Origin of the sequence: Chitinophaga sp. H8, assembly GCF_040567655.1 — a bacterium.
Taxonomy (GTDB): Bacteria; Bacteroidota; Bacteroidia; order Chitinophagales; family Chitinophagaceae; genus Chitinophaga; species Chitinophaga defluvii.
In genome coordinates, this window is the sequence record NZ_JBEXAC010000002.1 from 2,670,166 (window position 1) to 2,696,049 (window position 25,884).

Annotated in this window: 22 protein-coding genes; 12 read left to right on the forward strand and 10 right to left on the reverse strand. The window is 43.3% G+C overall.

Annotation, left to right across the window (positions count from 1 at the left end; genetic code table 11):
- Nucleotides 1–69 precede the first annotated feature (69 nt).
- On the forward strand, nucleotides 70–1,029 hold the full coding sequence (locus tag ABR189_RS24550; protein ID WP_354663139.1) for a D-2-hydroxyacid dehydrogenase: 960 nt from the start codon (nucleotides 70–72) through the stop codon (nucleotides 1,027–1,029).
- 288 nt (nucleotides 1,030–1,317) lie between these two features.
- Nucleotides 1,318–2,034, forward strand: a complete 717-nt coding sequence (locus ABR189_RS24555; RefSeq protein ID WP_354663140.1) for a response regulator transcription factor — start codon at nucleotides 1,318–1,320, stop codon at nucleotides 2,032–2,034.
- 143 nt (nucleotides 2,035–2,177) lie between these two features.
- Here ABR189_RS24555 and ABR189_RS24560 read toward each other — a convergent pair whose 3' ends face one another.
- Both ABR189_RS24560 and ABR189_RS24565 read right to left on the reverse strand, forming a co-directional pair.
- A complete protein-coding gene (locus ABR189_RS24560) occupies nucleotides 2,178–2,888 on the reverse strand; it encodes a YebC/PmpR family DNA-binding transcriptional regulator (protein WP_354663141.1) in 711 nt (236 codons plus the stop codon).
- A 180-nt stretch (nucleotides 2,889–3,068) separates the two neighbouring features.
- The gene (locus tag ABR189_RS24565; protein ID WP_354663142.1) at nucleotides 3,069–4,520 is read right to left on the reverse strand and encodes an amino acid permease; all 1,452 of its coding nucleotides are present in this window, start codon (nucleotides 4,518–4,520) and stop codon (nucleotides 3,069–3,071) included.
- 223 nt (nucleotides 4,521–4,743) lie between these two features.
- Between ABR189_RS24565 and ABR189_RS24570 the strand changes: the two genes are divergently transcribed.
- From ABR189_RS24570 to ABR189_RS24580, 3 genes are all read left to right on the forward strand, one after another.
- Complete coding sequence (locus ABR189_RS24570) at nucleotides 4,744–6,078, forward strand: dicarboxylate/amino acid:cation symporter (RefSeq protein ID WP_354663143.1); 1,335 nt, start codon at nucleotides 4,744–4,746, stop codon at nucleotides 6,076–6,078.
- Between the two features lie 86 nt (nucleotides 6,079–6,164).
- The gene (locus ABR189_RS24575; RefSeq protein WP_354663144.1) at nucleotides 6,165–6,845 is read left to right on the forward strand and encodes a DedA family protein; all 681 of its coding nucleotides are present in this window, start codon (nucleotides 6,165–6,167) and stop codon (nucleotides 6,843–6,845) included.
- A gap of 29 nt (nucleotides 6,846–6,874) precedes the next feature.
- Nucleotides 6,875–8,110: an MFS transporter gene (locus ABR189_RS24580; protein ID WP_354663145.1), complete on the forward strand. Its 1,236-nt coding sequence runs from the start codon at nucleotides 6,875–6,877 to the stop codon at nucleotides 8,108–8,110.
- Between the two features lie 32 nt (nucleotides 8,111–8,142).
- Here the strand turns inward: ABR189_RS24580 and ABR189_RS24585 are convergent, their stop codons facing one another.
- The 3 genes from ABR189_RS24585 to ABR189_RS24595 all read right to left on the reverse strand — a co-directional run bounded on the left by ABR189_RS24585 (nucleotide 8,143) and on the right by ABR189_RS24595 (nucleotide 10,495).
- Nucleotides 8,143–8,604 (reverse strand): MarR family winged helix-turn-helix transcriptional regulator, encoded by a 462-nt coding sequence (locus ABR189_RS24585; RefSeq protein ID WP_354663146.1) that lies wholly within the window; start codon nucleotides 8,602–8,604, stop codon nucleotides 8,143–8,145.
- A gap of 292 nt (nucleotides 8,605–8,896) precedes the next feature.
- A complete protein-coding gene (gene mdh / locus ABR189_RS24590; RefSeq protein WP_354663147.1) occupies nucleotides 8,897–9,835 on the reverse strand; it encodes a malate dehydrogenase in 939 nt (312 codons plus the stop codon).
- 156 nt (nucleotides 9,836–9,991) lie between these two features.
- Nucleotides 9,992–10,495, reverse strand: coding sequence for a peroxiredoxin family protein (locus ABR189_RS24595; protein WP_354663148.1), 504 nt, complete (start codon nucleotides 10,493–10,495; stop codon nucleotides 9,992–9,994).
- 234 nt (nucleotides 10,496–10,729) lie between these two features.
- On the opposite strand from ABR189_RS24595, the gene efp reads away from it, so the two are divergent.
- The 3 genes from efp to accC all read left to right on the forward strand — a co-directional run bounded on the left by efp (nucleotide 10,730) and on the right by accC (nucleotide 13,307).
- Nucleotides 10,730–11,296 carry an elongation factor P gene (efp, locus tag ABR189_RS24600; protein WP_354663149.1) on the forward strand — a complete coding sequence of 189 codons (567 nt, stop codon included), beginning with the start codon at nucleotides 10,730–10,732 and terminating at the stop codon, nucleotides 11,294–11,296.
- 48 nt (nucleotides 11,297–11,344) lie between these two features.
- Nucleotides 11,345–11,824, forward strand: a complete 480-nt coding sequence (gene accB, locus ABR189_RS24605) for an acetyl-CoA carboxylase biotin carboxyl carrier protein (protein ID WP_354663150.1) — start codon at nucleotides 11,345–11,347, stop codon at nucleotides 11,822–11,824.
- Nucleotides 11,825–11,969: 145 nt separating this feature from the next.
- Complete coding sequence (gene accC / locus ABR189_RS24610) at nucleotides 11,970–13,307, forward strand: acetyl-CoA carboxylase biotin carboxylase subunit (protein WP_354663151.1); 1,338 nt, start codon at nucleotides 11,970–11,972, stop codon at nucleotides 13,305–13,307.
- 75 nt (nucleotides 13,308–13,382) lie between these two features.
- Here accC and ABR189_RS24615 read toward each other — a convergent pair whose 3' ends face one another.
- Both ABR189_RS24615 and ABR189_RS24620 read right to left on the reverse strand, forming a co-directional pair.
- On the reverse strand, nucleotides 13,383–14,069 hold the full coding sequence (locus ABR189_RS24615) for a hypothetical protein (RefSeq protein ID WP_354663152.1): 687 nt from the start codon (nucleotides 14,067–14,069) through the stop codon (nucleotides 13,383–13,385).
- A 150-nt stretch (nucleotides 14,070–14,219) separates the two neighbouring features.
- Nucleotides 14,220–16,415, reverse strand: coding sequence for a glutamine synthetase III family protein (locus tag ABR189_RS24620; protein WP_354663153.1), 2,196 nt, complete (start codon nucleotides 16,413–16,415; stop codon nucleotides 14,220–14,222).
- A gap of 325 nt (nucleotides 16,416–16,740) precedes the next feature.
- Here ABR189_RS24620 and purL point away from each other — a divergent pair, with 325 nt between their 5' ends.
- On the forward strand, nucleotides 16,741–18,963 hold the full coding sequence (gene purL, locus ABR189_RS24625) for a phosphoribosylformylglycinamidine synthase subunit PurL (protein ID WP_354663154.1): 2,223 nt from the start codon (nucleotides 16,741–16,743) through the stop codon (nucleotides 18,961–18,963).
- Between the two features lie 108 nt (nucleotides 18,964–19,071).
- Here purL and ABR189_RS24630 read toward each other — a convergent pair whose 3' ends face one another.
- The 3 genes from ABR189_RS24630 to ABR189_RS24640 form a co-directional block, all read right to left on the reverse strand.
- The gene (locus ABR189_RS24630; protein WP_354663155.1) at nucleotides 19,072–20,223 is read right to left on the reverse strand and encodes a cellulase family glycosylhydrolase; all 1,152 of its coding nucleotides are present in this window, start codon (nucleotides 20,221–20,223) and stop codon (nucleotides 19,072–19,074) included.
- A gap of 570 nt (nucleotides 20,224–20,793) precedes the next feature.
- Nucleotides 20,794–20,967 (reverse strand): hypothetical protein, encoded by a 174-nt coding sequence (locus tag ABR189_RS24635; protein ID WP_354663156.1) that lies wholly within the window; start codon nucleotides 20,965–20,967, stop codon nucleotides 20,794–20,796.
- A 94-nt stretch (nucleotides 20,968–21,061) separates the two neighbouring features.
- Nucleotides 21,062–22,303, reverse strand: coding sequence for an aminotransferase class I/II-fold pyridoxal phosphate-dependent enzyme (locus ABR189_RS24640; protein ID WP_354663157.1), 1,242 nt, complete (start codon nucleotides 22,301–22,303; stop codon nucleotides 21,062–21,064).
- Between the two features lie 119 nt (nucleotides 22,304–22,422).
- Here ABR189_RS24640 and pafA point away from each other — a divergent pair, with 119 nt between their 5' ends.
- The 3 genes from pafA to ABR189_RS24655 all read left to right on the forward strand — a co-directional run bounded on the left by pafA (nucleotide 22,423) and on the right by ABR189_RS24655 (nucleotide 25,756).
- Nucleotides 22,423–24,093: an alkaline phosphatase PafA gene (gene pafA / locus ABR189_RS24645; RefSeq protein WP_354663158.1), complete on the forward strand. Its 1,671-nt coding sequence runs from the start codon at nucleotides 22,423–22,425 to the stop codon at nucleotides 24,091–24,093.
- Between the two features lie 140 nt (nucleotides 24,094–24,233).
- The gene (locus ABR189_RS24650) at nucleotides 24,234–25,013 is read left to right on the forward strand and encodes an enoyl-CoA hydratase/isomerase family protein (RefSeq protein WP_354663159.1); all 780 of its coding nucleotides are present in this window, start codon (nucleotides 24,234–24,236) and stop codon (nucleotides 25,011–25,013) included.
- An 83-nt stretch (nucleotides 25,014–25,096) separates the two neighbouring features.
- Nucleotides 25,097–25,756: a hypothetical protein gene (locus ABR189_RS24655; RefSeq protein WP_354663160.1), complete on the forward strand. Its 660-nt coding sequence runs from the start codon at nucleotides 25,097–25,099 to the stop codon at nucleotides 25,754–25,756.
- Nucleotides 25,757–25,884 lie beyond the last annotated feature (128 nt).

Here is a 25,884-nt window from a genome sequence, read left to right on the forward strand (position 1 = left end):
GGCTAATCATAGCTAGAGGAAGAAAAAATCTTCCCTAAATTAGTATTCTGATATAAAACATAAGACTATATGAAAAAGATAGTTGTACTGGATGGCTATGCATTAAATCCGGGTGATCTGGACTGGGGGCCCTTGAAAATGTTGGGGGAGGTAACCGTGTATGACCGTACCAGTGAAGCAGCGGTAATAGAACGGGCTAAGGATGCAGCTATTCTGCTTACTAATAAAGCCATCATAAGTGCGGCGGCTATTGAGCAGCTGCCTCACCTGGAGTATATTGGGGTGATGGCCACGGGATATAATGTGGTGCACCTGCCAGGCGCCAGTGCCCGGAAGATTCCGGTAACCAATGTTCCGGCTTACAGTACGCCGTCGGTGGCGCAGCTTACCTTTGCCCTTCTGCTGGAATTATGTAATCATGTAGGATTGCATGCGCAAAGTGCACGTGCAGGAGAGTGGAGTAATAGTCAGGATTTCAGTTATTGGAAAATGCCTTTGCATGAATTAGCGGGTAAGATATTGGGTATAGTGGGGCTGGGGCAGATAGGGCAGGCGGTAGCCCGTATTGCACTTGCTTTTGGGATGAAAGTAATAGCTTCTCACAGGCATCCTGAACGGGACAGGATGGAAGGGGTAACATTTGTTTCGCTGGAAGATTGTTTCCGGGAGGCAGATATTGTTACCCTGCATTGTCCTTTAAATGAACAAAACAGGGAGTTTGTAAACCTGGCGTTATTATCCACCATGAAAAAAAGAGCCTTCCTTATAAATACCAGCAGAGGACCATTGATCCGGGAACAGGATCTGGCGGCAGCACTTAATGAGGGGTACATTGCCGGTGCTGCGCTGGATGTGTTGTCTACAGAGCCACCGGCTGCGGATAACCCCCTTCTTACTGCCAAGAATAGCCTTATTACACCTCATATTGCCTGGGCAACGCAGGCGGCCCGGCAACGGTTATTAACAACCGTAATAGACAATATCCAGGCCTTTTTAGCCGGGCGCCCCCAGAATGTAGTGAATAAATAAGCATTTAATAAAAAGCACATAGCAGGTAATTATACAATTTATAATTACCTGCTATGTGCTTTTTATTGATAGACCCCGAAGCCTATATGTAAAATGTTTTATTAACATCATAAATGAACAAAATGAACAGGATAAATTAAAATGAACAATAAAGGATTTGTCCATTTTAGTGCTATAATCCTAAATTGGTTAGGATTTTAGAAAACCCACCCAAGTGCTCAACCATTTTTTACACAACATCTTTAGAACCAAAGACTTTCATTAAACCAAAAACCAACCAAAACGAATATGAAAGCAGGAATACTTTTGGTCGAAGATGACCAGTTTTTTGCCAGAGTGGTAAAACGGCACCTGGAAAGAGCAGGGCATGAAGTAACACATTGCCAGGATGGGGAAGAGGGATGGGAAACCTTTCAGGATCACCCCTTTGACCTTTGTTTATTAGATATTATTATGCCCAAAAAGGATGGATTTAACCTGGCAAAGGAAATCCGTGCCCAGGATGAAAACATGCCTATTATTTTTACTTCCTCCCGCTATCTGGAGCAGGACAGGATTCATGGATTTGAAATTGGCTGTGATGATTATATGATCAAGCCTTTCAACCTGGAGGAACTCCTGATGAGGGTAGAGGTGTTTTTGAAAAGAAGCAGGCTACTGCAGAGTGACAGGCGCCTTTCTTACAATATGGGCTCCCTGACATTCGACTTCAGTGAGTTAAAAATTCTCCACAATGCTTCCAATACCTGTATACAGCTGCCTCCCAAAGAAGCTGCATTACTACGGTTCCTTTGTGAAAATTCTAACAAGAAACTGAAAAGGGAGTATGTGCTGATGCACGTCTGGGGAAGTGATGATTTCTTTGCCGGCAGGAGTATGGATGTATACCTTACCCGCTTACGCAAGCATTTTTCACTGGATCCTACCATCAGACTGGAAACTTTCCACGGCAAAGGCTTTATGTTTATTATCAATGATAATTGCTGCGAGGCTGCCAGTGCATAACTGGTACTTACCTTTCCGCCAAAGATGCTATATCTATAGGTATAGGCAGTAGATATTGTGCCTTATAAACCTCCTACTGTTTTTGTCATAAAAAAAGCGTCCTACTATTACAGCAGGACGCTTTTAATTATAGTTTATTGTACTTACTTCAAATTGTGAAATACCTGCTGTACGTCGTCGTCCTGCTCCAGGCGGTCTATTAACTCCAGCACTTCTTTTGCCTGTTCTTCATTCAGCTCCACTACAGTGGTTGGAATCCGCTTTAATTCAGAGCTGATAGTAACGATCCCCTTGTCTTCCAGTGCTTTGGCCATATTTCCGAATTCGTTAAACGCAGCACGAATAATGATATTGCCCTCACTGTCTTCCCCTATTTCTTCTAATCCAAAATCAATCAGCTCTAACTCCAGTTCTTCCAGATCCTGTCCTTCATTTTTTACTTTAAACTCTCCTACACGGTTAAACAAAAATCCAACAGACCCACTATTACCCAGGCTGCCGCCACCTTTATTAAAATGCATGCGTACATTGGCTACTGTACGGGTGGTGTTATCGGTAGCGGTATCCACCATCACTGCTACGCCATGTGGCGCATATCCTTCATATACTACCTCTTCGTAATCAGTTTTGTCTTTTCCCAATGCGCGTTTGATAGCAGCATCTACCCGATCCTTGGGCATATTTACACCTTTGGCATTCAGTATACAACGACGGAGAGCGGGGTTGTTGTCCGGATCAGGTCCGGATTGTTTTACTGCCATGGCAATTTCCTTGCCTATACGGGTAAACTGTTTGGCCATCTTGTCCCAGCGGGCAAACATGGTAGCTTTTCTTACTTCAAATATTCTTCCCATTGTTATAATTTAAATTAGCTGGGGTCAATGATTGTCTTTGGGCTTTTAATGCCTTGCTGCAATCGGTATTTTATTTTACGAGGCACAAAAATATTAAATTCTGCAAAACATACCGCTATGCTTAAAATAAATACTGCCCACTTTGAAAGGTGGGCAGTATCCGATATCGTTTAGTAGTATTTACGGCTTGTTACTTACTTTGCTGTTCTTACGGCTGTAGGTAAAGTAAATTACTAATCCCAGTCCCAGCCATATGGCCAACCTTGCCCAGCTTTCATTAGGCAGGGAATACATGAGGTACACACACACAATCACGCCTATAATCGGTACAACAGGTACAAATGGGGTTTTAAAGGCACGGGGAGCATCCGGCATTCTCTTCCGCATAATCATCACTCCTATACATACCAGGCTAAAAGCAAACAAAGTACCAATACTTACCATGTGGCCCAGGTCGCTTACCGGTACCAGTCCGGCAAAAAGGGACACAAATACCATAAAGAAGGCATTGGTTTTCCAGGGGGTTCTGAACTTTGGATGTACATCACTGAAGAATTTAGGCAGCAATCCATCCTTACTCATAGAGTAAAACACACGGCTCTGTCCCAGTAGCATTACCAATATCACAGAGGTATACCCGGCGAGAATAGCAACGATCAGCCCTGTCTGTAAAAAGTCATACCCTGTTTGGGCAAAAGCAGTGGCTGCTGGTTTGGCATCACCTGCAAATAACTTATAATTTAATAAGCCGGTCATCACGTGTGCAAAAAGCACATATAATACGGTACAAATGATCAATGATCCCAGGATCCCAATTGGCATACCTTTTTGAGGATTTTTGGCTTCCTGCGCAGCGGTGGATACGGCGTCAAAGCCTATAAAGGCGAAGAATACCACAGCAGCTCCGGTGGCAATACCCGTCCATCCGAAATGTTCATATTTACCAGTATTAGCAGGGATATACGGATCGTAATTGGCAGGGTCAATATGGCTCCAGCCTAAAACAATAAACAATATCACTACAGATACTTTTAATATTACGAGGAAGTTGTTCATCCCGGCAGACTCCCGGGTACCTTTGATCAATAGTAAGGACAACAGTAATACAATGATAACTGCCGGGAGATTGAATAATCCTCCTTCAATCATAGTACCATCACTCATCTTGATAGTTTCCCAGGGGGATACAACCAGCTGATGGGGAAGATGGATGCCGAATTTATGTAAAAACTCCAGGAGATATCTTGACCAGCTTACAGCTACCGTAGCAGCACCTAAGGCATACTCCAGCACCAGATCCCAGCCTATGATCCAGGCTATGAATTCACCCATAGTGGCATAAGAATAGGTGTATGCACTACCGGCAACAGGTATCATAGAGGCAAATTCTGCATAACAAAGGCCGGCAAAAGCACAACCAAAGGCTGCTAATACAAAGGAAATAGTAACAGCAGGGCCAGCATTTTCAGCAGCCGCTATCCCCGTAAGGGAGAAAAGACCTGCTCCAATGATAGCACCTATACCAAGGGCAACTAGTGAGCCAGAACCTAACGTTCTTTTTAATCCTTTTTCAGATTCATCCGCTTCTGCTATTAAGATTGATAACGTTTTCTTAGCAAAGAGTTTGCTCATACTTTTTGGTTGTGGTTGATGGTTAAGTGGTTTAGATTTTTGTGTAACAGATTGCCAAATATAATATGTAAAATGTAAATGCCCCCACTTTTATTTTGGCCTCCAAAGCGCTTTTTTACTACAGTAACCTTATTTTTGGGGAATTTTAACACCAGGGTACCTGTTTAACATACACCTTTTAAAAAGGATAAATACATTTAAATAAGGCATAAATCATTACTGCATGAAGAAATCTAACCGGCTTACGTTGTTCATATTTGTAGCAATGGTTTTGGGGATCATTTTGGGGTATATCATTAATCAGATGTATGGTGGTGATACAAAGGTAGCCCTGGATGGTAACAATATAAAAATTACCCGACAGGCCGGGGATCTGGTGAAAGAGGCAGCGAATGAGGCTTCTCTTAAAAAATTTGCAGACAATATCTCCATTCTTACAGATATCTTCCTCCGGCTGGTAAAGATGATCATTGCTCCGTTGGTATTTTCTACCCTGGTAGTAGGGGTGGCCAAGCTGGGCGACATCCGTGCGGTAGGCCGTATAGGCGGAAAAACAATGCTCTGGTTCATTTCAGCTACTTTTGTTTCCCTGTTTCTGGGACTTGTACTGGTCAATGTAATGCAACCCGGCGTATCGCTGGGGCTTCCTTTACCTGATATTCATGCAGCGACTGGCGTATCCAAGGCTGATATGACTCTAAAAGGATTCTTTCACCATGTATTTCCGGATAGTGTGGTGATGGCCATGGCCCATAATGAAATCCTGCAGATTGTGGTATTTGCGATTTTCTTTGGGGTGGCGACTGCTTCCATTGGTGAGCTGGGTACTCCGGTGGTCAAGCTGATGGATAGTGTAGCGCATATTATGCTGAAGGTGACTGGTTTTGTGATGAACTTTGCGCCATTTGCGGTATTTGGCGCTATGGCGGCTATCATTGCACAAAAGGGATTAGGTATCCTCTTAACTTACGGGGTGTTCATCCTCCAGTTTTATATCGGATTGGCTTGTTTATGGCTGTTATTAGCCCTGGCGGGTTTCTTCGTGATGGGGCGTGCGGTATTTCCCTTGCTGGGCCGGATAAGAAATCCGGTACTACTGGCCTTTGGTACGGCCAGCAGTGAGGCGGCTTACCCCCGTACAATGGAGGAGCTGGAGAAATTTGGCTGTGATAACCGGATTGTTAGTTTTGTATTACCCCTTGGCTATTCCTTCAACCTGGATGGCTCTATGATGTACATGACATTTGCCAGCTTGTTTATTGCCCAGGCATATGGAATGCATCTGCCTATGGATCAACAGATTACAATGTTGCTGGTATTAATGATCACCAGTAAGGGCATTGCCGGGGTACCCCGTGCTTCCCTGGTTGTTATTGCCGGTACACTTTCCATGTTTAAAATACCGGAAGCAGGATTATTATTGTTGCTGGGAGTAGACCATTTACTGGATATGGGACGTTCCGCTACCAACGTAATAGGCAATGCGATGGCTACGGCGGTAGTATCTAAATGGGAAAAGGCCTGGAACCCTCCAGCAGACCTCTATCAGAAACAATAACAATTCGCTAACTTTTAAATTATTATTTTGCCGCACGCTGATATAGCGTACTAAAAAACAGCGGACAGACATACACACAGAAACAGATGGACCAGATTATTGAGTTATTTAAGCACCTGATTAACCCCACGTGGATTATTGAGCATGGCGGGCTTTACCTTTTATTAGCAATTATTTTTGCAGAAACCGGTCTGTTTATCGGATTCTTTTTACCAGGCGATTCCTTGTTATTTGTAGCTGGGATTTACGGCGGCTTGCTGAGTGAAAGCTTTTTCAATATGCCTTTCTTTGGTATCATGACGTTGATTGCCGTTGCAGGTGTACTGGGCAACATGGTAGGATTTTGGTTCGGACGCAAATCCGGCCCTTTATTATTCAGCCGTAAAGACACTTTCTTCTTTAAGAAAAAACACTTATACCAGGCCAAAGAGTTTTATGATAAATATGGTGGAGGCGCCATTTTCCTGGCCCGTTTCCTCCCTATCGTACGCACCTTTGCTCCAATAGTAGCAGGTATTGTGCAAATGGACCGGAAGAAATTTATGATCTTTAATATCGCGAGCTCTTTTACCTGGGTATTTTCCATGATGCTGGCCGGACACTACCTGGATAAATTATTTCCGAATCTGAAAAATCACCTGGAATGGATTATCCTGGTAATTATATTGATCACTACTTTGCCGGTAATTATCAAACTGGTGTTTGGAAAAATAAAACACCAGCACCATGAGCCGGTAAAACCTGAGGAGAAAGATCCTGTGGCGTAATTAACACTTACACCCATTTTATCAACCATATGAATTCCACCAATCGTCCTGTATCTGTTTTTAACATAGCAGTGGTCGTAGCCTCTTTGGGCTATTTTGTAGACATATATGATCTGTTGTTATTTACAATAGTAAGAGTGCCCAGCCTGCAATCGCTGGGAGTACCGCAGCAGGAAATAGATACAGGGGTTGGATTATTACTGATTAATGTGCAGATGTTGGGACTGCTTGTAGGCGGCATCTTCTGGGGCATTATCGGTGATAAGAAAGGGAGGCTGAATGTGTTGTTCGGCTCTATATTAATCTATTCTGTTGCTAATATTGCCAATGGCTTTATCCATAGCACCAATGAATACCTGTTATGGCGTTTTGTAGCCGGGTTGGGCCTGGCAGGAGAATTGGGGGCTGGTATTACCCTGGTTTCTGAACTACTGCCAAAGGAAAAAAGAGGGTACGGTACCATGATTGTGGCTACTGTAGGGGTATCGGGTGCTGTGGCTGCCAATTTTATCGCCAAGATGGTAGGCGACTGGCGCATCTGCTATTTTATAGGTGGTGGATTGGGCCTGGCTTTACTGGCGTTACGGGTGGGCGTTATGGAGTCACATATGTTTAACAGCATCAAGAGCAGCACGTCTAACCGGGGCAGTTTCCTCGCTTTATTTACCCGTCGTGACCGCTTTCTGAAATATCTTAAATGCATGCTGTTGGGTACTCCTACCTGGTTTGTGGTAGGAATATTAATGGCTTTTTCCAACAAGTTTGCCGTAGAAATGAATGTAAAAGGCAGCATTAGCCCAGGTGATGCGGTGGCTTTTTGTTACACCGGCCTGGTGCTGGGTGATTTCAGCAGCGGACTTATCAGCCAGTTGTGGCAAAGCAGGCGTAAAGTAATGTTACTCTTTCTGGTGTTAACCTCCATTTTTGTATTTACCTATTTCCAGATGCATGGGGCTGAAACCTGGCTGTTTTATACGGTATGTTTTGCATTAGGCTTTGGAGTTGGCTTCTGGGCCATATTTGTAACTATTGCAGCAGAGAGTTTTGGAACAAATCTGCGGGCCACAGTAGCGACTACTGTACCTAATTTTGCACGGGGTATGTTACCATTGATATCCTTGTTATTCACTGGCCTGCAATCTTCATTTACCTATCTGCAAAGCGGTGCTATTGTAGCAGCTATCTGTATAGCGGTAGCATTGATAACTTCCTGGAATATTGAGGAAACGTTTGGGAAAGACCTGAATTATGTTGAAGAATTGTAGTAATACCCGTGTCCGGGGTAAACATTATACTGTTAATAGTTATCCAGCATTTTATCCAATAGTTTATTCAGCTGTATAATTTCCTTTTCAGAGAGGGACTTCATGCAGCTGTCCAGCTCTGCTATTTCTTCATCAATGGTTTTCAGCAGCTGAAGGCCTTTGGGAGTTATTTTCACGTCTACGGCCCTTCGGTCCAGTTCGCAGTTTTTTCGCTCTACCAGGTCGGCTTTACGAAGCCGTTCCACCAGTCTGGATACGTCACTCATTTTGTCCAGCATTCTTTCTTTGAGCAGATTGATGGTAGCTGCTTTGGGATGCTGCCCACGCAGGATGCGCAGTATATTATACTGTTGCATAGTAATATCAAACTTCTTGAAAAACTGCTGGTGCCGTGAGGTGACCCAGTTGCCAACAAAAATAAGACTCACCAGCCCTTTGTGGTGCTCGTTATTGAATGCTTTCTGCGAAATCAGCTTCTCAATGTTGTTTGACATACCTTCTGAATAAATAGCGCTAAAAAGGCGTGAAGATAAGAAAAGTCAACATACCGGAACTGTGATAAGGGTATGTGCCTCAACGCTATGCTATCTAAATTTACGAATTATAAATGGTCAAAAACTGATTATGAATGATCCTCCCGGAAAATAACAGGTGGATAATCTGTAATGAACGATCTGTTATTATAACCCTTCAGCCCGGCCTTTTGTTGCACCAATCACAGGTAAAAAAAAGCGTAAGGCCGGCTGGCTTTACGCTTTTAATGCTTTATATCTAATGGTTAGTGAACTAGGCAGTTGCCTTCATATTGTCCAGTACGTCCATTACTTCTTTCACGTGTTGTGCAGAAGCATTCAGCAAAGCTTTTTCTTCTTCGTTCAATTGCAGTTCGATGATCTTTTCGATACCGTTTTTGCCTAATACCACCGGAACACCCAGGTAGATATCTTTTAATCCGTATTCGCCGGTCAGCCATGCACAGCAAGGGAAAATACGTTTTTCATTTTTCAGGATGGCTTCTACCATTTGTGCAGCCGCCGCACCTGGAGCATACCATGCAGAAGTACCGAGGAGGTTTACGATTTCACCGCCACCCACTTTAGTACGCTGGATAATAGCTTCCAGTTTGTCATTAGCTACCAGTTCAGTTACCGGAATACCACCTACAGTAGTATATCTTGGCAAAGGCACCATGGTATCACCATGGCCACCCATCAGGATAGCCTGGATATCTTTGGGAGAGCAGCCGATCTCTTCTGCCAGGAAAGCACGGTAACGGGCAGTATCCAGGATACCAGCCATACCAAATACTTTACTGCTGTCTTTTTTAGCCGTCAGGTAGGCGCAATAAGTCATTACATCCAGCGGATTGCTTACTATAATGATCACCGCATCAGGAGAATGTTTAGTGATATTCTCTGTTACGGATTTAACGATATTGGCATTTGTAGAAATTAAATCATCACGGCTCATGCCTGGTTTACGGGGCAGGCCTGATGTAATTACCACCACATCACTGTTAGCAGTTTTAGCATAATCATTGGTAACACCAACGGTTTTAGTGCTGTAGTAATCAATAGGCGCCTGCTGCCACATATCCAGTGCCTTACCTTCCGCTGTTCCTTCCTTAATGTCCAGTAACACTACTTCCTGTAAAAAATCTCTGTGGGCCAGTACATTGGCGCAGGTTGCACCTACATTACCCGCTCCTACAACAGTAACTTTCATCTTATCTAAAAAGTTTAAATGTGAAGAATAATTGGAGAAACAAAAGTAGTACTTTTTGTTTACCGTCCATAGAATATAGTCAACAGAAACTGCCTTATTTATTGCATTTTTCTGCTGATAAAACCAGCTGCTATCCCATGTAGCTATTGGCCGGGATTAATTGAATTGCTCCAATATGGTATCCAGTTTTACCTCGCCTTCAAACCCTTTCACCAGCTGTTGTTTTTTATTATAAACAAACAGGCCAGGGAAATATTTAATATCATAGAAATACATGATTTGGCGGGTAGGTTCGCTGGCCATAATAATATTAGGATAGTTCTGGATTTTGAACTCATCATAGTAGGTTTTCATTTGCTCTACTTTAAAAGGAGTAACCATCAGGATCTGTTTATCCTTGAACTTATCTATATTTTTTATGATTTCACCTGTCAGGTGTTTACAATGATCGCAGTCTACGCTGAATACAAACACCAGGGTCTTAACATTTTTCCGGATGTCATTTTTGCTGATCACATGCCCATCGGGCAGGGTAAGCGGAAAGGCAGGTATAATCGGGTACTGCAGGTAGGGGGCCTTTACCGGAGGTGTAGTGGTGGCTGATTGGGCATGTAATAAGGCTGGTATACAGCATAACCACAAAAAAAACAAGTAACGCATGTTCTCACGTATTATATTGATGAATGATAAAATTAAGCTACTTTTCCGGTTCGAAACAAAGCAAGGCAAGTTATTAAACCTTAAAATGCCGTCCAAAAGTGCCAAAAAGGGCTAAAACCAGGCCAAAAAGAAACGATTCCGGCTAATTTTGGTAATTTCATGCTTGTTCATATGCGAAAATTTTTACTTTTGCAATCCTATATAAATTTTTAACTTTAAATCAGTAACCGTTTTATGGCTACCACCGCAGATATTAGAACAGGATTAATCATAAAGCTGGATAACAGCTTATATTCTGTTGTAGAGTTTGGTCAGAACAAAACCGCCCGTGCCGCTGCTAAAGTATGGGCAAAATTGAAGGGTGTGGATAACAATCGCTCTATTGAGCATACCTGGAACTCAGGAGATAATATCTATCCGGTTCGTATTGAAAAGAAATCTTTCCAGTATTTATACAAAGATGATAGCGGGTACAACTTCATGGACAACGAAACTTTTGAACAAATGGCTATGCCGGAAGAATCAGTGGATGCTCCACAGTTTCTGACAGAAGGCCTGGAAGTTTTTGTACAGGTAAACACTGAAACGGATCAGTACATGAATGTTGAATTACCCGACAAAATAGTTTTGAAAGTAACCTATTCCGAACCCGGTATTAAAGGGGATACTGCTACCCGTACCCTGAAGCCAGCTACTGTAGAAACCGGTGCAACTGTAATGGTGCCTTTATTTGTTGAAGAAGGAGAATTAATCCGTGTGAATGCCAAGTCTGGTGAATATATCGAAAGAGTAAAACAATAGTATAAACCTTATCCAACAACAAAAATTTCTAAACCAAAAACTGTCTACATGGATTTTAAACAGATTCAGGAGCTGGTAAAAATGATTAACAAGTCAAATATCAGTGAACTGAGCATAGAGCAAGACAAGTTTAAGATTACAATAAAGCAAAAAGATAACGAGGCACAAATAATAACGGTTCCAGCAGCAGCACCTGTGCAAATGGTACCAGCCGGTATTCCAGCACAACCCGCGGCACCGGCTGCAGCGCCTAAAGCAGAAGCCGCACCTGCAGCTCCCAAGGCGGATAACCTGGTAACCGTGAAATCTCCCATGATCGGTACTTTTTACCGTAGCGCCGGCCCGGATAAAGCTCCCTTTGTAAATGTGGGTGATGAAATTGCGCCAGGTAAAGTAGTCTGCATTATTGAAGCCATGAAGCTGTTCAACGAAATTGAAAGTGAAGTAAGTGGCAAAATAGTGAAAGTGCTGGTGGATGATGCTTCCCCGGTAGAATATGATCAACCTTTATTTTTAGTAGAACCATAATATAGCTATTAGCTGTTAGCATTTAGCCTTTAGCCCGTTGACACAAATCGTCTGGTTAAAGGCTAAGTGCTAACAGCTAATTACTAACGGCTAAAAGCTAAAAAAGCTAACAGCTACCTGCTTTTTTTAACTTATAAGGAATACAATGTTTAAAAAAATATTGATTGCCAACCGTGGAGAAATTGCCCTGCGGATTATCCGTACCTGTAAGGAAATGGGTATCAAAACAGTGGCAGTTTATTCTACTGCGGATAAGGATAGTTTGCATGTGAAGTTTGCAGATGAGGCAGTATGTATCGGTAAGCCGCAAAGCAGCGAGTCTTATCTGAACATTCCTCACCTGATGGCGGCAGCTGAAATCACCAATGCGGATGCGATACATCCAGGCTATGGATTTCTGGCGGAGAATGCACGTTTTGCTGAAATATGTGGGGAACATGGGATCAAATTTATCGGCCCCACACCTGATATGATCCGCAGGATGGGCGATAAAATGACCGCCAAGGAAACCATGATTGCTGCCGGTGTGCCGGTAATTCCAGGCTCCGGTGGATTATTGCAGAGTGTGGAAGAAGCCAAATCACTGGCTACAGAAATGGGCTTTCCCGTAATCCTCAAAGCTACTGCCGGCGGTGGTGGTAAAGGGATGCGTGTAGTATGGGAAGACGGCGAGATAGAAAACGCCTATAATATGGCTAAAAATGAAGCCCGTGCAGCGTTTAATAACGATGGTATCTATATGGAGAAATTTGTGGAAGAACCCCGTCACATTGAAATCCAGGTAGCAGGTGATCAATACGGTAAAGTATGCCACCTGAGTGAAAGGGATTGCTCTATTCAAAGACGTCACCAAAAACTGGTGGAAGAATCTCCTTCTCCGTTTATGACGCCCGAACTGCGTGAGAAAATGGGGGAAGCCGCTATCAGGGCAGCCAGCGCTATCAATTACGAAAGTGTAGGTACCATTGAATTCCTGGTAGACAAACACCGTAATTTTTATTTCATGGAAATGAATACCCGTATCCAGGTAGAACATGGTGTTACCGAAGAGGTCATCAACTTTGACCTGGTGAAGGAACAAATAAAAATCGCTGCGGGTATCCCTATCTCCGGTAAAAACTATACGCCGCAAATGCATGCGATAGAATGCCGTATTAATGCGGAAGACCCGTATAATGATTTCCGCCCTTCTCCTGGAAAAATTACCGTATTGCATATACCTGGTGGACATGGTGTGCGGGTAGATTCCCACATCTATGCCGGTTATGTAATTCCTCCCTATTATGATTCCATGGTGGCTAAAATTATTACCATGGCACAAACCAGGGAAGAAGCAATTAATACCATGGAAAGAGCATTGAGTGAGTTTGTGATCGAAGGGGTAAAAACAACAATTCCTTTCCACCAGCAATTAATGCGTAATGAAGACTTCCGTAAAGGTAACTTTACAACGAAGTTTACTGAAACATTTAAGCTGGTTTAAAAAGATCTACTGTGTCTGAATAGAAAAGGAGCTACCATTAGGTAGCTCCTTTTTATTTACAGGTAATACGGATGATCAGCTTTTTCCAGGAGATGTTTTACCTGGTAAGTCTCTGTCCTGTTGCTTTTCCAATGTTTTCATGCGTTTCATTCTGTGATTCCGCACCTGTTGATATTTTTCAAATTGTGCTGCACTAAGGGTGCTTTTTATTTTTTCCTGCTGCCCCTTTTTAAGTGTTTGCATTTGTTCTTTTTTGGCAGCATCATCCAGACTTGTATTATTCCTGATGGTACCTGCCTGGGTTTTGAATTCTTCACGGATATTCTTCAGCTGTTGCTGCTGGTCTGCTGTCAGACCTAATGATGCAGTGGCTTTTTTCCCGAATTTATCTCCATCTTTCCGGCCTTTACCATCTTTCATTTTCCGCATCTTTCCCATTCTTTCCTGTGCTATTGTACGTTGTTGCTGCCAGGTATCAAATTGTTGTGGTGTAAGCACGGCTTTAACTTTACCTTCGCGGTCAGTACTCAACTCCCGGAGTTTACTGCTTCTGTCGGGATCGCTTAATGCTTTGTTGGTTCTTACTTCCTGTGCACTTTTCATGTATCCCTCATTAATGCTTTTCAACTGATCACGCTGTTGGGTGGTCAGACTCAGGTCCTTCCTGAATTTATTTTTTCCGGCCTGGCGGGTAGTATCCTGTGCGTAAATAACTGTTCCGGATAAAATCAGCAATAGTGCGATAACGGCAAATTTTCTCATAAGAAAAGTATTTGTTTGTGAGGGTTGGACTGATGAGAAAGGTGGAAGTTTAATAGAGGTGCTTAAGTGGTTGGTTCTTAATGATCTGTAAAAAAATAAAGCCCCTGGTAAAAACCAGGGGCTAATCATACACCAAAACAATCTTACGGTTTATCGCAAGAAAAGAAGTTCTCTGTACTTAGGCAGTGTCCAGTTTCTGTCATCCACCAGGAATTCCAATTTATCGGAATGGTAGCGGATTACATCGAAATAAGGTTTGATCTTTTCACAGTAGTCAATTGCTTTCTGACGGCTGTCGGTCAGCTTATTAGCTACTTTTCGTGCTTCGATCATTGCCTGTACATTTTCACTGATTACGTTGATATGTTCAGCAATTTTTTCAGCAATTTGTTTCTGTGCTTTTGCCGCAGCATCGCCCAGGCCAATTTCTTTTAATCCACGGATATTCGCGATCAGTTCATTCTGATAACGGATAGCTGCCGGTAAAATGTTATTGGTAGCAAGGTCACCAATTACACGTGCTTCGATCTGTACTTTCTTCACATAATCTTCCAGCAGTATTTCGTGGCGGGCGTGTAATTCTTTCGCGGTGTATACACCTATCTGGGTATACAGGTCAGCAGATTTAGCAGATATTAAAGCATCCAGAGCTTTAGGCGTGGTTTTGATATTTTCAAGACCTCTTTTTTCTGCTTCTTTTGCCCAATCATCACTATAGCCATCACCTTCAAACAAAATTCTTTCCGAATCTACAATATATTTCCGAAGAGTTTGCATGATCGCAATCTCTTTTTTCTCACCTTTCTCAATCAGGCCATCTACTTCTGCCTTGAAATCGATCAGGGTTTTAGCCATAATAGAGTTCAGGGTAGTCATTGCAGAGGCACAGTTGGCAGAAGAACCTACCGCACGGAACTCAAATTTATTGCCGGTAAAAGCAAAAGGGGAAGTTCTGTTACGGTCAGTATTGTCCAGCATCAGTTCCGGAATATGGCGATGCAGGTCCAGCTTCAGGATAGCTTCATCCTGTTCGTCAAATTTATTGTTTACACGGGTTTTAACTTCCTGTAATACTTCATACAGGTATTTGCCGGTAAATACAGAGATGATAGCTGGGGGCGCTTCGTTGGCTCCTAAACGGAAATCATTGCTGGGAGAGGCAATAGATGCTCTCATCAGGTCTGCGTAATCATGTACTGCCTTGATGGTATTTACAAAGAAGGTCAGGAACATGAGGTTGGTTTTCGGCGTTTTACCGGGAGCCAGCAGGTTTACACCAGTATCGGTGGCCATGCTCCAGTTATTGTGTTTACCGGAACCGTTGATACCTGCGAAAGGTTTTTCGTGTAGCAGTACCCGTAATTTATGACGTTTGGCCACTTTGGTCATTACGTCCATTAACAGGGAGTTATGATCTACTGCAATGTTAGCTTCTTCAAAAATAGGAGCACACTCAAATTGGGAAGGAGCCACTTCGTTATGACGCGTTCTTAAAGGAATACCCAGTTTATAGGATTCCAGTTCAAAGTCGCGCATGTAAGCATATGCACGCTCAGGAATAGCACCAAAGTAGTGATCTTCCAGCTGTTGTCCTTTGGAAGGCGCATGGCCCACAACGGTACGTCCGCACATGATAAGGTCAGGGCGGGCATTGGCCATAGCCTCATCTACCAGGAAGTATTCCTGTTCCCATCCCAGGGTAGGGGTTACCTTGGTAATATTTTTATCAAAATAATTACATACGTCTACAGCCGCTTTATCAATGGCAGCCAGTGCTTTCAGCAACGGTGCCTTGTAATCCAGGGATTCACCGGTGTATGAAACAAATATAGTAGGGATACAGAGGGTTTTACCATAACCTTGTTCCAGGATAAAAGCAGGGGAGGAAGGATCCCAGGCAGTATAACCACGGGCCTCAAATGTTGCTCTCAGACCACCATTTGGGAAGCTGGAAGCATCAGGTTCCTGTTGTACCAAAGCATCGCCATCAAAAGTTTCCAGTGCAGTGCCATCACCTTTCAGTGTAAAGAAAGAGTCATGCTTTTCAGCAGTGGTACCGGTTAAAGGCTGAAACCAGTGTGTGTAGTGCGTTACACCCTTTTTCATTGCCCAGGCTTTCATGCCGGAAGCAATTTGCTCAGACATTTTACGGTCTATCTTGGTACCATTCTTAATAGAATTCATCAGGCTTTTGTATGCCTCATCATTAAGATGTTCCCGCATAACTTTGCCGGTAAATACATTACTGCCAAACATATCGGTAATCTTACCGTTTTGTTCGGGCTTGATCTTTGAATCACTGCCGGATGATAAGTTTTCCAGCGCTGTAAAGCGTAACGATTGCATGCTGTAATATTTTATACAAAAAAACGGCGCTTTTACAACAAATGCAAGAATTATGTTCGTTAAGAAGAAAAAATTACACTTTTAAGGGAAATGAACCCCGTTTTTTGATATTTAAACAAAAAAAAGAGGTGGGAGTACGCTGAAACTGATATATTGAAAATTTGATAATATGATATAATCTGTTAAATGCACCTTCACCTGGCAGGAATGAACCCATTATCATATATATACTTGCAGGCAGAGATGGCTACCCTCTTGTCAATTGCCGGAAAATCATGTAGGTTTGCATCTTCTTTTTAATTCTTGTATTTACATATTCACATACATGCAAACCACCGTAGAAATTGCTGAACAGCTAGGACTTACCGCCGACGAGTTTGAACGCATAAAATCTATTTTAGGCCGCACACCCAATTTTACCGAATTAAGTATGTACTCCGTTATGTGGAGTGAGCACTGTAGTTATAAAAACTCTATAGTTTGGCTCAAATCCCTGCCCCGCGACGGAGAACGCCTGCTGGTAAAAGCAGGGGAAGAAAATGCTGGTCTGGTAGATATTGGCGATGGCTACGCGGTGGTATTTAAAATAGAATCGCATAACCACCCTTCTGCTATTGAGCCTTTCCAGGGTGCAGCTACCGGTGTTGGTGGCATTCACCGTGATATATTTACCATGGGTGCACGCCCTATTGCGGCATTGAATTCCCTGCGTTTTGGTAATATCAATGATAAAAAAACACAACACCTGGTAAAAGGGATCGTACATGGTATTGGCCATTATGGTAACTGCTTTGGTGTGCCTACCGTGGGTGGAGAAGCTTATTTTGAAGACTGCTATGGCACCAACCCGCTGGTGAATGCCATGAGTGTGGGAGTAGTAAAAGTAGGACAAACTGTTTCTGCTACATCTTACGGAGCAGGCAACCCGGTATTCATCGTAGGTTCTGCTACCGGTAAAGATGGTATTGGTGGTGCTTCTTTTGCTTCTGCTAACATTACGGAAGACAGCGTGGAGGATTTACCAGCTGTACAGGTAGGGGATCCTTTCCAGGAAAAGAAATTGCTGGAAGCATGCCTGGAACTGTGCCAGACTACTGCTCTGGTAGGTATGCAGGATATGGGCGCTGCCGGTATTACCTGTTCTACTGCTGAAATGAGCGCTAAGGGAGAACATGGCATGCATATCTGGCTGGATAAAGTTCCTACCCGCCAGGAAAATATGAAGGCATGGGAAATGCTGCTGAGCGAAAGCCAGGAGAGAATGTTGATTGTAGTGCACAAAGGCCGTGAGGAAGAAGTGCTGAAAATATTTGATAAATGGGATCTGCACTGTGTGCAGATTGGTGAAGTAACAGCAGATAAAAATCTGAAGTTCTTCATGAATGGTGAACTGGAAGCTGATGTACCTGCTGAAAGTATGGTACTGGGTGGTGGTGCTCCGCAATATCACCGTGCGTACACAGAGCCGGCTTACTTTGAGAAATTAAAAGCATTTGATATTCAGGCCGTTCCGGATACCACACATGCCCGTTTTGTAGCAGAGCGACTGATACAGCTGCCTAATATTGCTTCCAAACGCTGGATTTACAACCAGTATGATAGTATGGTAGGTACAGCTAATGCCAGCACCAATGCGCCCAGCGATGCTGCTATAGTGCTCGTAAAAGGTACTAAAAAGGCTTTAGCGGTTACTACAGACTGTAACAGCCGTTATGTATATGCCAACCCGCACCTGGGTGGCCAGATGGCAGTGGCAGAAGCTGCCCGTAATATCGTATGCAGCGGTGGAGAACCGGTAGCGATTACCAACTGTCTGAATTTTGGTAACCCTTACGATCCGGAAGTATACTACCAGTTTGTATATGCGATTAAAGGCATGGGAGAAGCCTGTCATAAGTTCAATACGCCTGTTACCGGTGGTAATGTAAGCTTCTATAACCAATCTCCGGATGGTCCGGTATTCCCTACCCCTACCATTGGTATGATGGGGATCCTGGATTCTATGGACCAACGCATTACACTGGACTTTAAAGCTGCAGGCGATCTCGTATACCTGGTTGGACGCAGCCGCAATGATATTAACAGTTCAGAATACCTGACCAAGATTGTAGGTATTGAAAATAGCCCTGCACCACATTTTAACCTGGAAGAAGAATTCCAGCTGCAACAGGCAATTACCAAGCTGAATAAAGCTGGCTTGATTCAATCTGCGCATGATGTGAGTGAAGGTGGTTTATTTGTAACCCTGTTTGAAAGTGCGATGCCACGTGCACTGGGTTTTGAATTAACTACCAACAAGGACTTCCGGAAAGATGCTTACCTGTTTGGTGAAAGCCAGAGCAGAGTAGTAGTAACTATTAATCCTGCTGATAAAGAAAAATTCGAAGCTTTACTGCATGGTTTGGTAGATGCTTCTGATCATTCTGTACGCTACACAAAGATTGGTGTGGTAAAAGGCGAATCTATTGTAGTAGATGGGGAAGACTGGGGTAAAGTAGCTGATTGGAAAACAGGCTATGATACTGCTATTGAAAGCCATTTGAAATAGCTATTAGCTATTAGCAGTTAGCTATTAGCTGATTGAAATATATTAAAAGAAGCGGTCGTCTTACCTAGTAGGGCGACCGCTTCTTTTGTAGTAACTATAGCTGCTTGTTTATTGCTTTACGATGTTTTTGATAAAATCAACCTCTTTTTGCAAATAAGGGGTACCATTTTTTCTGAAAATATCATGAAACCAAAGTGGAGGTTCTGCGGTATAGCGTTTGCTCCAGCTGTCCCATGGGTAATTGGTTTGAGATTTACCTTCGATAAAGCCCCAGTTGTAAGCGCCTACTTTATGTTTCTTCAGGATAGGCATGATCGATTCAAATGTACTTTTACGGGGCCTTGCCATGTATTCGGTACAAATGAGTGGTTTCCCGTAACGTTCCAGCTGAATAATACGTTTTTCAATTTCGGTGCTGTCATCATAGGAATGGAATGAGATCACATCCGATTCGGTGATCATCACCTTTTCAATTGGTTTTAAAGTAGCTTCCTCACTCCAATCACCAGCCCACAATCCACTGGTAAGTGGTTGTTCCGGGGCAGCGCTGCGGGCCCAGGCAAATACCTTGCTGATCAGTGGCAATACAAAGTCGGCCTTGTTTTTAAGCTCTACGGCGCCATATGCGCTCTGATTCAGGTTATCCGGCTCATTCCATACATCCCAGCATACTACTCTTTTATCGGAGGCAAACTTTTTCACCGTTTCCGTAACATACTTTTCCAGCCTGGGGTATTGTGTGCTGTCCTGCAGTGCTTTAATACCTGGGTTTTGTACCCATCCTGAATTGTGTACATGCGGTTTGGGGGCACGTTGCTTACCTGCTACCGGGTTAGGATCCCAGACAGAATCAAATAACACGAACATAATACGGATGTGGTGTTTGTCTGCAATCTCCAGAAACTGTTCCATCCGCTGAAAAAATCCTTGCGGGTCCTGCTGGTGCAACAGATCATGCAGGAACACCCGCATGGTATTCATTCCGATACCTGCTGCCAGTGAAAGTTCCCGGTCAATAGCGGCAGTGTCAAAGGTTTCGGCCTGCCACATTTCCAATTGATTAATAGCGGAACTGGTAATGTAATTGGCGCCAACCAGCCAATCTTGTTTAGCATACCATTCACCGGCTTTCGCGGCATCCCATACGGTGGCAGTTACTGGTGTGTCCTCATTTTGGGTTTCCTTTGTTTCTTGTTTTTGTGATTGTCCACAGCCAAATATTGCTGCAACTGAGCATACGAGAAAGAGTTTTTTGTACATGATTTACTTTTAAAACATGAATTATTTTACGTGGAATCGTGCCGAAGATAAAAAGATCTTCCAGCGAAAACAAGGTGACGCCATTTACAAGACTGCAAAATGATTGCACAGTGTGTCATTGTTATCATTTACAAAAAGCAGGAGAAGGGAGCTATCCCTGGGATTAAAAAGCATTTGCTTGTATATTGATTATCAATTAGTCAACTATTTCTGAGAAATGACATTTATTTAACAAGTCATTAACAAAATACAACGATCGTGTTATATTTTGTTTCAGAATGTAGCATATTTTTGATAAACATACAATACAGTGATTTTCGAGATTCATTTTAATTTATTATATAAAAATTCTTTGGAATCACTTGGTTATTCCATCTTCTATGAATACCAATTGTTCTCTACCATGTCCTGATGAAAGCTAAGTGACTTTTACACCTAGTGAAAAGAACGATTTGTTCTAGGGCCGGCTAACCACCGGCCCTTTTGTTTTCCCGTAACTCCCTTTCTTTAGTGATAAATATCTGGCGATTATTCAGTACCAGCGTACCTGACAATCGCAAAATCATACTATCACCTGCCATGGGCCTGGGTTTGCTTAGGGATGTTCCACTGATGTCCCACTGTTGTCCCACTGTTGTCCCACTGATGTTCCATACTAAAGAGCAGTGGAATATCTGTAGTATATCCTTGTCTTAAAGAGGATAAAGAGAGGAGGAGAGAAGGGCTTTTGATAAAGTATACCATAAACGACCGGTATAGCAAACCTGGCTATACTACAAAAAATGGGGCTGGTCTTGTTAAAAGACCAGCCCCATTTTTATAATCAGGTAAAAGTGGATTAAACCATTGGGATTTCTGCCACTTCGTACATTTTTTTGTCGAGTTTTTCCTTTGTTTCGCTGAAGGCTTTCAGGGTCAGTTCAATATCCTCATCACCATGTGCGGCAGTAGGTATTAAACGGTAAATGATCTGTCCTTTAGGTATTACAGGGTATACTACGATAGAGCAGAAGATGTTGTAGTTTTCGCGCAGATCCAGGCACATCGCCGTAGCTTCCGGGATATCACCTTGCAGGTAGATAGGTGTAACAGGGGAGTTGGTGTGTCCTATGTTGAAACCTCTTGCTCTTAAGCCGTTTTGCAGTTTAGTTACATTTTCCCACAGTTTGGCTTTCATTTCAGGATGCTTACGCATCAGCTGTACACGTTTTAAATGCCCGATAACGATAGGTAACGGAACTGATTTTGCAAATATCTGGGAGCGCATATTGTAGCGCAGGTAATTGATGATCGCTTTATCTCCGCTGATGAAAGCACCAATAGAAGCACCGGATTTAGCAAAAGTGTTGAACAGCAGGTCAATCTGATCCTGCACGCCTTGCTCTTCGCCGGTACCGGCACCGGTTTTACCCATGGTACCAAAGCCATGTGCATCATCTACCAGTAAACGGAATTCAAATTTACCTTTCAGGGCAGCAATTTCTTTCAGTTTGCCCTGATCTCCGGCCATACCAAATACCCCTTCCGTAATCACCAGAATACCACCACCGGAGGTTTTGGCCAGTTCAGTAGCACGTACCAGTTGTTTTTCCAGGTCGGCTATATCGTTGTGTTTGAACACATAACGATGTCCCTGGTGCAGGCGTAACCCGTCGATCAGGCAGGCATGCGCTTCAGCATCATACACAATAATATCCCTGCGGTTACAAATGGCATCAATAGCGCTCATAAAGCCCTGGTAGCCATAGTTGAGCAAGGTGGTATCTTCTTTACCCATATAATCAGACAATTCCTTTTCCAGCTGCTCGTGGAAATTGGTATTGCCGCTCATCATACGGGCGCCCATGGGAGCAGCCAAACCGTAGTCTGCAGCTGCCTGCGCATCTGTAGCACGTACTTCCGGGTGGTTGGCCAGGCCCAGATAGTTGTTCAGGCTCCAAACGATTTTTTCTTTGCCCCGGAAATTCATGCGGGGACCTATTTCACCTTCCAGCTTGGGAAAGGCAAAATAACCGTGTGCTCTGTCAGAATGTTCCCCGATAGGGCCCATGTTCTTCAGCAGTTTCTCGAAAATATCCATATGCTATATTAAATAATAATTAATTGCATCGTAAAACCGGCACAAAGGTATTAAAATTAAAGTTTCTGTAAAGTTCAGTTACTTTTGTAGTCATTTTTTCACAAAAAGGATCAACGATAATGAAACGGATGTATCTCGTAGTAATGGCACTGGTGTTGATGTCTCCCTCCCTGTGGGCGCAGAAAGCCACCTCTCCAAAACCCTTTCAGGCAGCTACTGCCAGTAAAAAAATTCCTAAACAGATAGATCGTCCCAAGCTGGTAGTAGGCATGGTAGTAGATCAGATGAGGTGGGATTACCTGTACCGCTTTTATAACCGTTATACTGATCAGGGATTCAAAAGACTGTTGCACGAAGGATTTACTTGTGAAAACACCCTTATAAACTATACCCCTACCATTACTGCCTGTGGACATACCTGTGTGTATACCGGTTCTGTACCTGCCATACATGGGATCATCGGCAATAGCTGGTATAACCCTGCTTTGGGACGCAGCGTTTATTGTGCAGAAGATACTACTGTGACTACCGTAGGTAGTAATTCCAATGCAGGAAAAATGAGTCCGCGGAATATGCTGGTAACTACTATAGGAGATGAATTAAGATTGTCCAATAATTTTCAGAGCAAAGTAATCGGGGTGGCTATTAAAGACCGCGGCGCTATTTTGCCTGCCGGGCACAGCGCTAATGCTGCCTTCTGGTATGATGGTGGTACGGGCAACTGGGTATCCAGCACCTACTATATGAAGCAGTTACCCGTATGGGCACAGGAATTCAACAACCAGAAATGGCCGGAACAATACCTGAAACAACCCTGGACTACTTTATACCCCATTGAAACTTATACTTTAAGCACAGCTGATGATAAAGCTTATGAAGCCAGGTTTAAAGGCGCCAATAACAGTGCTTTTCCGCATGATCTGAGCAAAAATGGTACAGGCGTTATCAATTCTACTCCTTTTGGTAATACGATGACCCTGGAATTTGCCAAGAAAGCTTTGGAAGCCAATAACCTGGGTAAAGGTCCGGTGACAGATTTTCTGGCTATCAGCCTTTCTTCCACAGATTATGTAGGGCATCAGTTTGGGCCTAATTCTATTGAAGCAGAAGATACTTACCTGCGCCTGGATAAAGACCTGGGTGAACTTTTCCATTACCTGGATACCAAAATAGGTAAAGGACAATATGTGTTCTTTATTACTGCCGATCATGGGGTAGCGCATGTACCCGGATTCATGGAAGAAAACAAATTGCCGGGTGAAACCTGGAGTGAGCGTAATGCCATGAATATCCTGAATGGGCAGATCAGTAAAGAGTTTGGTGTGGATAAAGCTATTGCTGCAGCAGATAATTATCAGTTCTGGATGAATCATGATGCGATTGCCAATGCAGGTAAAAAAGAAAGCGAGATCCGCGAATATATCATTGCCCAGCTGATGAAAATGCCGGCTATTGCCAATGCTTTTTCATTGAGCAATCTGATGACTACCCCTTTGCCTGAACCCATGCGCGGTATGTTAGCAAATGGCTATCATGCAAAAAGAAGTGGTGATATCCAGGTGATATTATCCCCCGGATGGATAGATGGGGGTAAAACAGGCACTACCCATGGATTATGGTATCCTTATGATGCACATATTCCGCTGGTATGGATGGGTTGGGGTGTAAAACCTGGTAAAACCAACCGGACGATTGGTATGACGGATATTTCACCTACATTGGCAGCTATGTTGCACATACAGATGCCCAGTGGCACGGTAGGTAAGGTGATTGAAGAGATTACGAAATAATCCCCGCAGCTATTCATTTTTAAGGCGATGGCCGGCAGGTAACAGGGAGATTCCCGGTTGTCTGCCGGCCATCGTCAATTTTGTGTTGGGGCATCGTCAAATCTAAAAGCAGTTCACTATCTTTAAACGAAATTCGCTGCATGGAATTTTCATTGCTGATATACGAAGTGGCCAACAGAGTAGCTACTATTACACTGAACCGTCCGGAAAAGCGTAATGCACTTAATGGTGCATTGGTAGCGGAGCTGCAGCAGGCATTTACGCTGGCAGGCGCAGATGATGCGGTAAAAGTAATCGTGCTTAAAGGCAAGGGGGAGGCATTTTGTGCCGGAGCGGATCTGGAATACCTGCAGCAATTACAAAAAAACACCTATGAAGATAATCTGGCCGATTCTCAGGCGTTATTGTCCCTGATGCAGCAGATTTATCAACATGATAAGGTAGTGATAGCACAGGTGGAAGGTCATGCTATTGCCGGTGGCTGTGGACTGGTAACCATCTGCGATCTTAGTTTTGCCGTGCCGGAAGCGCTGATGGGATATACTGAAGTGAGGATTGGCTTTATACCAGCCCTGGTGTCTGTATTTCTTGTACGCAAAATAGGAGAAGGGAGGGCCAGAGAGTTATTGCTTACCGGAAAACTGGTGGCTGCTGAAAAAGCAGCACAACATGGACTTATCACCGCTGTAATACCCGCCGAAAGCATTGCAGCACATGTGGCTAAAGTAGCGGAAGGGTTATGTACGGAGGCGTCTGCACATTCCCTTAAAGTAACTAAACTGCTGGTAGGCAGTGTACTGGATATGCCTTTGGAAAATGCTTTGGAAATGGCGGCTAAAATGAATGCCTCCACCCGGGAACATGCTGATTGTAAACAAGGTATCCAGGCTTTTTTGAATAAGGAGAAACCAATATGGTAAAGGGAAAAGCCCGTTCCTGTTTTCCACCCGGAAACACTGGCACAGATTTTTCACTATACCCTATGAAAACTATGACCATTATTATGCGAAAGTATTTACCACACACACTGTTACTGACAGCGCTATTTGTAAGTATCACCGGCAGGTTGATGGCCCAGCAAACAATTTCAGATGCAAAAATCATCTACAAAATGGAATTACCTCCGGAGCAGCTTCAAGTGGATGCTATGCTGGAAGGTAGCTCCCTCACCCAATATATGCACGGCCACTTAAGCCGGATAGATATGAATTTTAACATCGTAAAATATACTTACCTGATCAATAGTAAGGAATCTACGATGGTTACCCTGATCGATCGCCACGGGGATAAATACCTGATCCGCGGTAATAAGGAACAATATGAAAAGGACCTGAAGCAATATGAAGGCATCCGGTTCAAAGAAGAAAATGCTACCAAACAAATAGCGGGATATACGTGTAAAAAGGCGATTGGTACCATGTCGGACGGCAAAACTTTCGAGGTGTATTACGCTCCGCAATTATTGCCCGAAAATAAGCATTATAACAGACGTTTTGTGAATCTGAAGGGATTGCCCCTGGAGTTCGAAATCCTGACTAAAACAGGCGCTAAAATGCGCGTAGTAGCTACTAAAATAGACCTGTATCCTATCCCGGCTTCTTATTTTGATGTGCCCAAATCAGGCTATAAAGAGGTGAGCCAGGAGGAGCTGAAGAATATGTAAATAAGCTGTTAACTTTTAGCCTTTAGCTATTAGCCTTCCGGCTTTTTATCGTTTACATGAATATCCCAGGATAATTAATTTGATTCGCTTCGATGAGCTAAAAGCTAATAGCCAACAGCTAAAAGCTA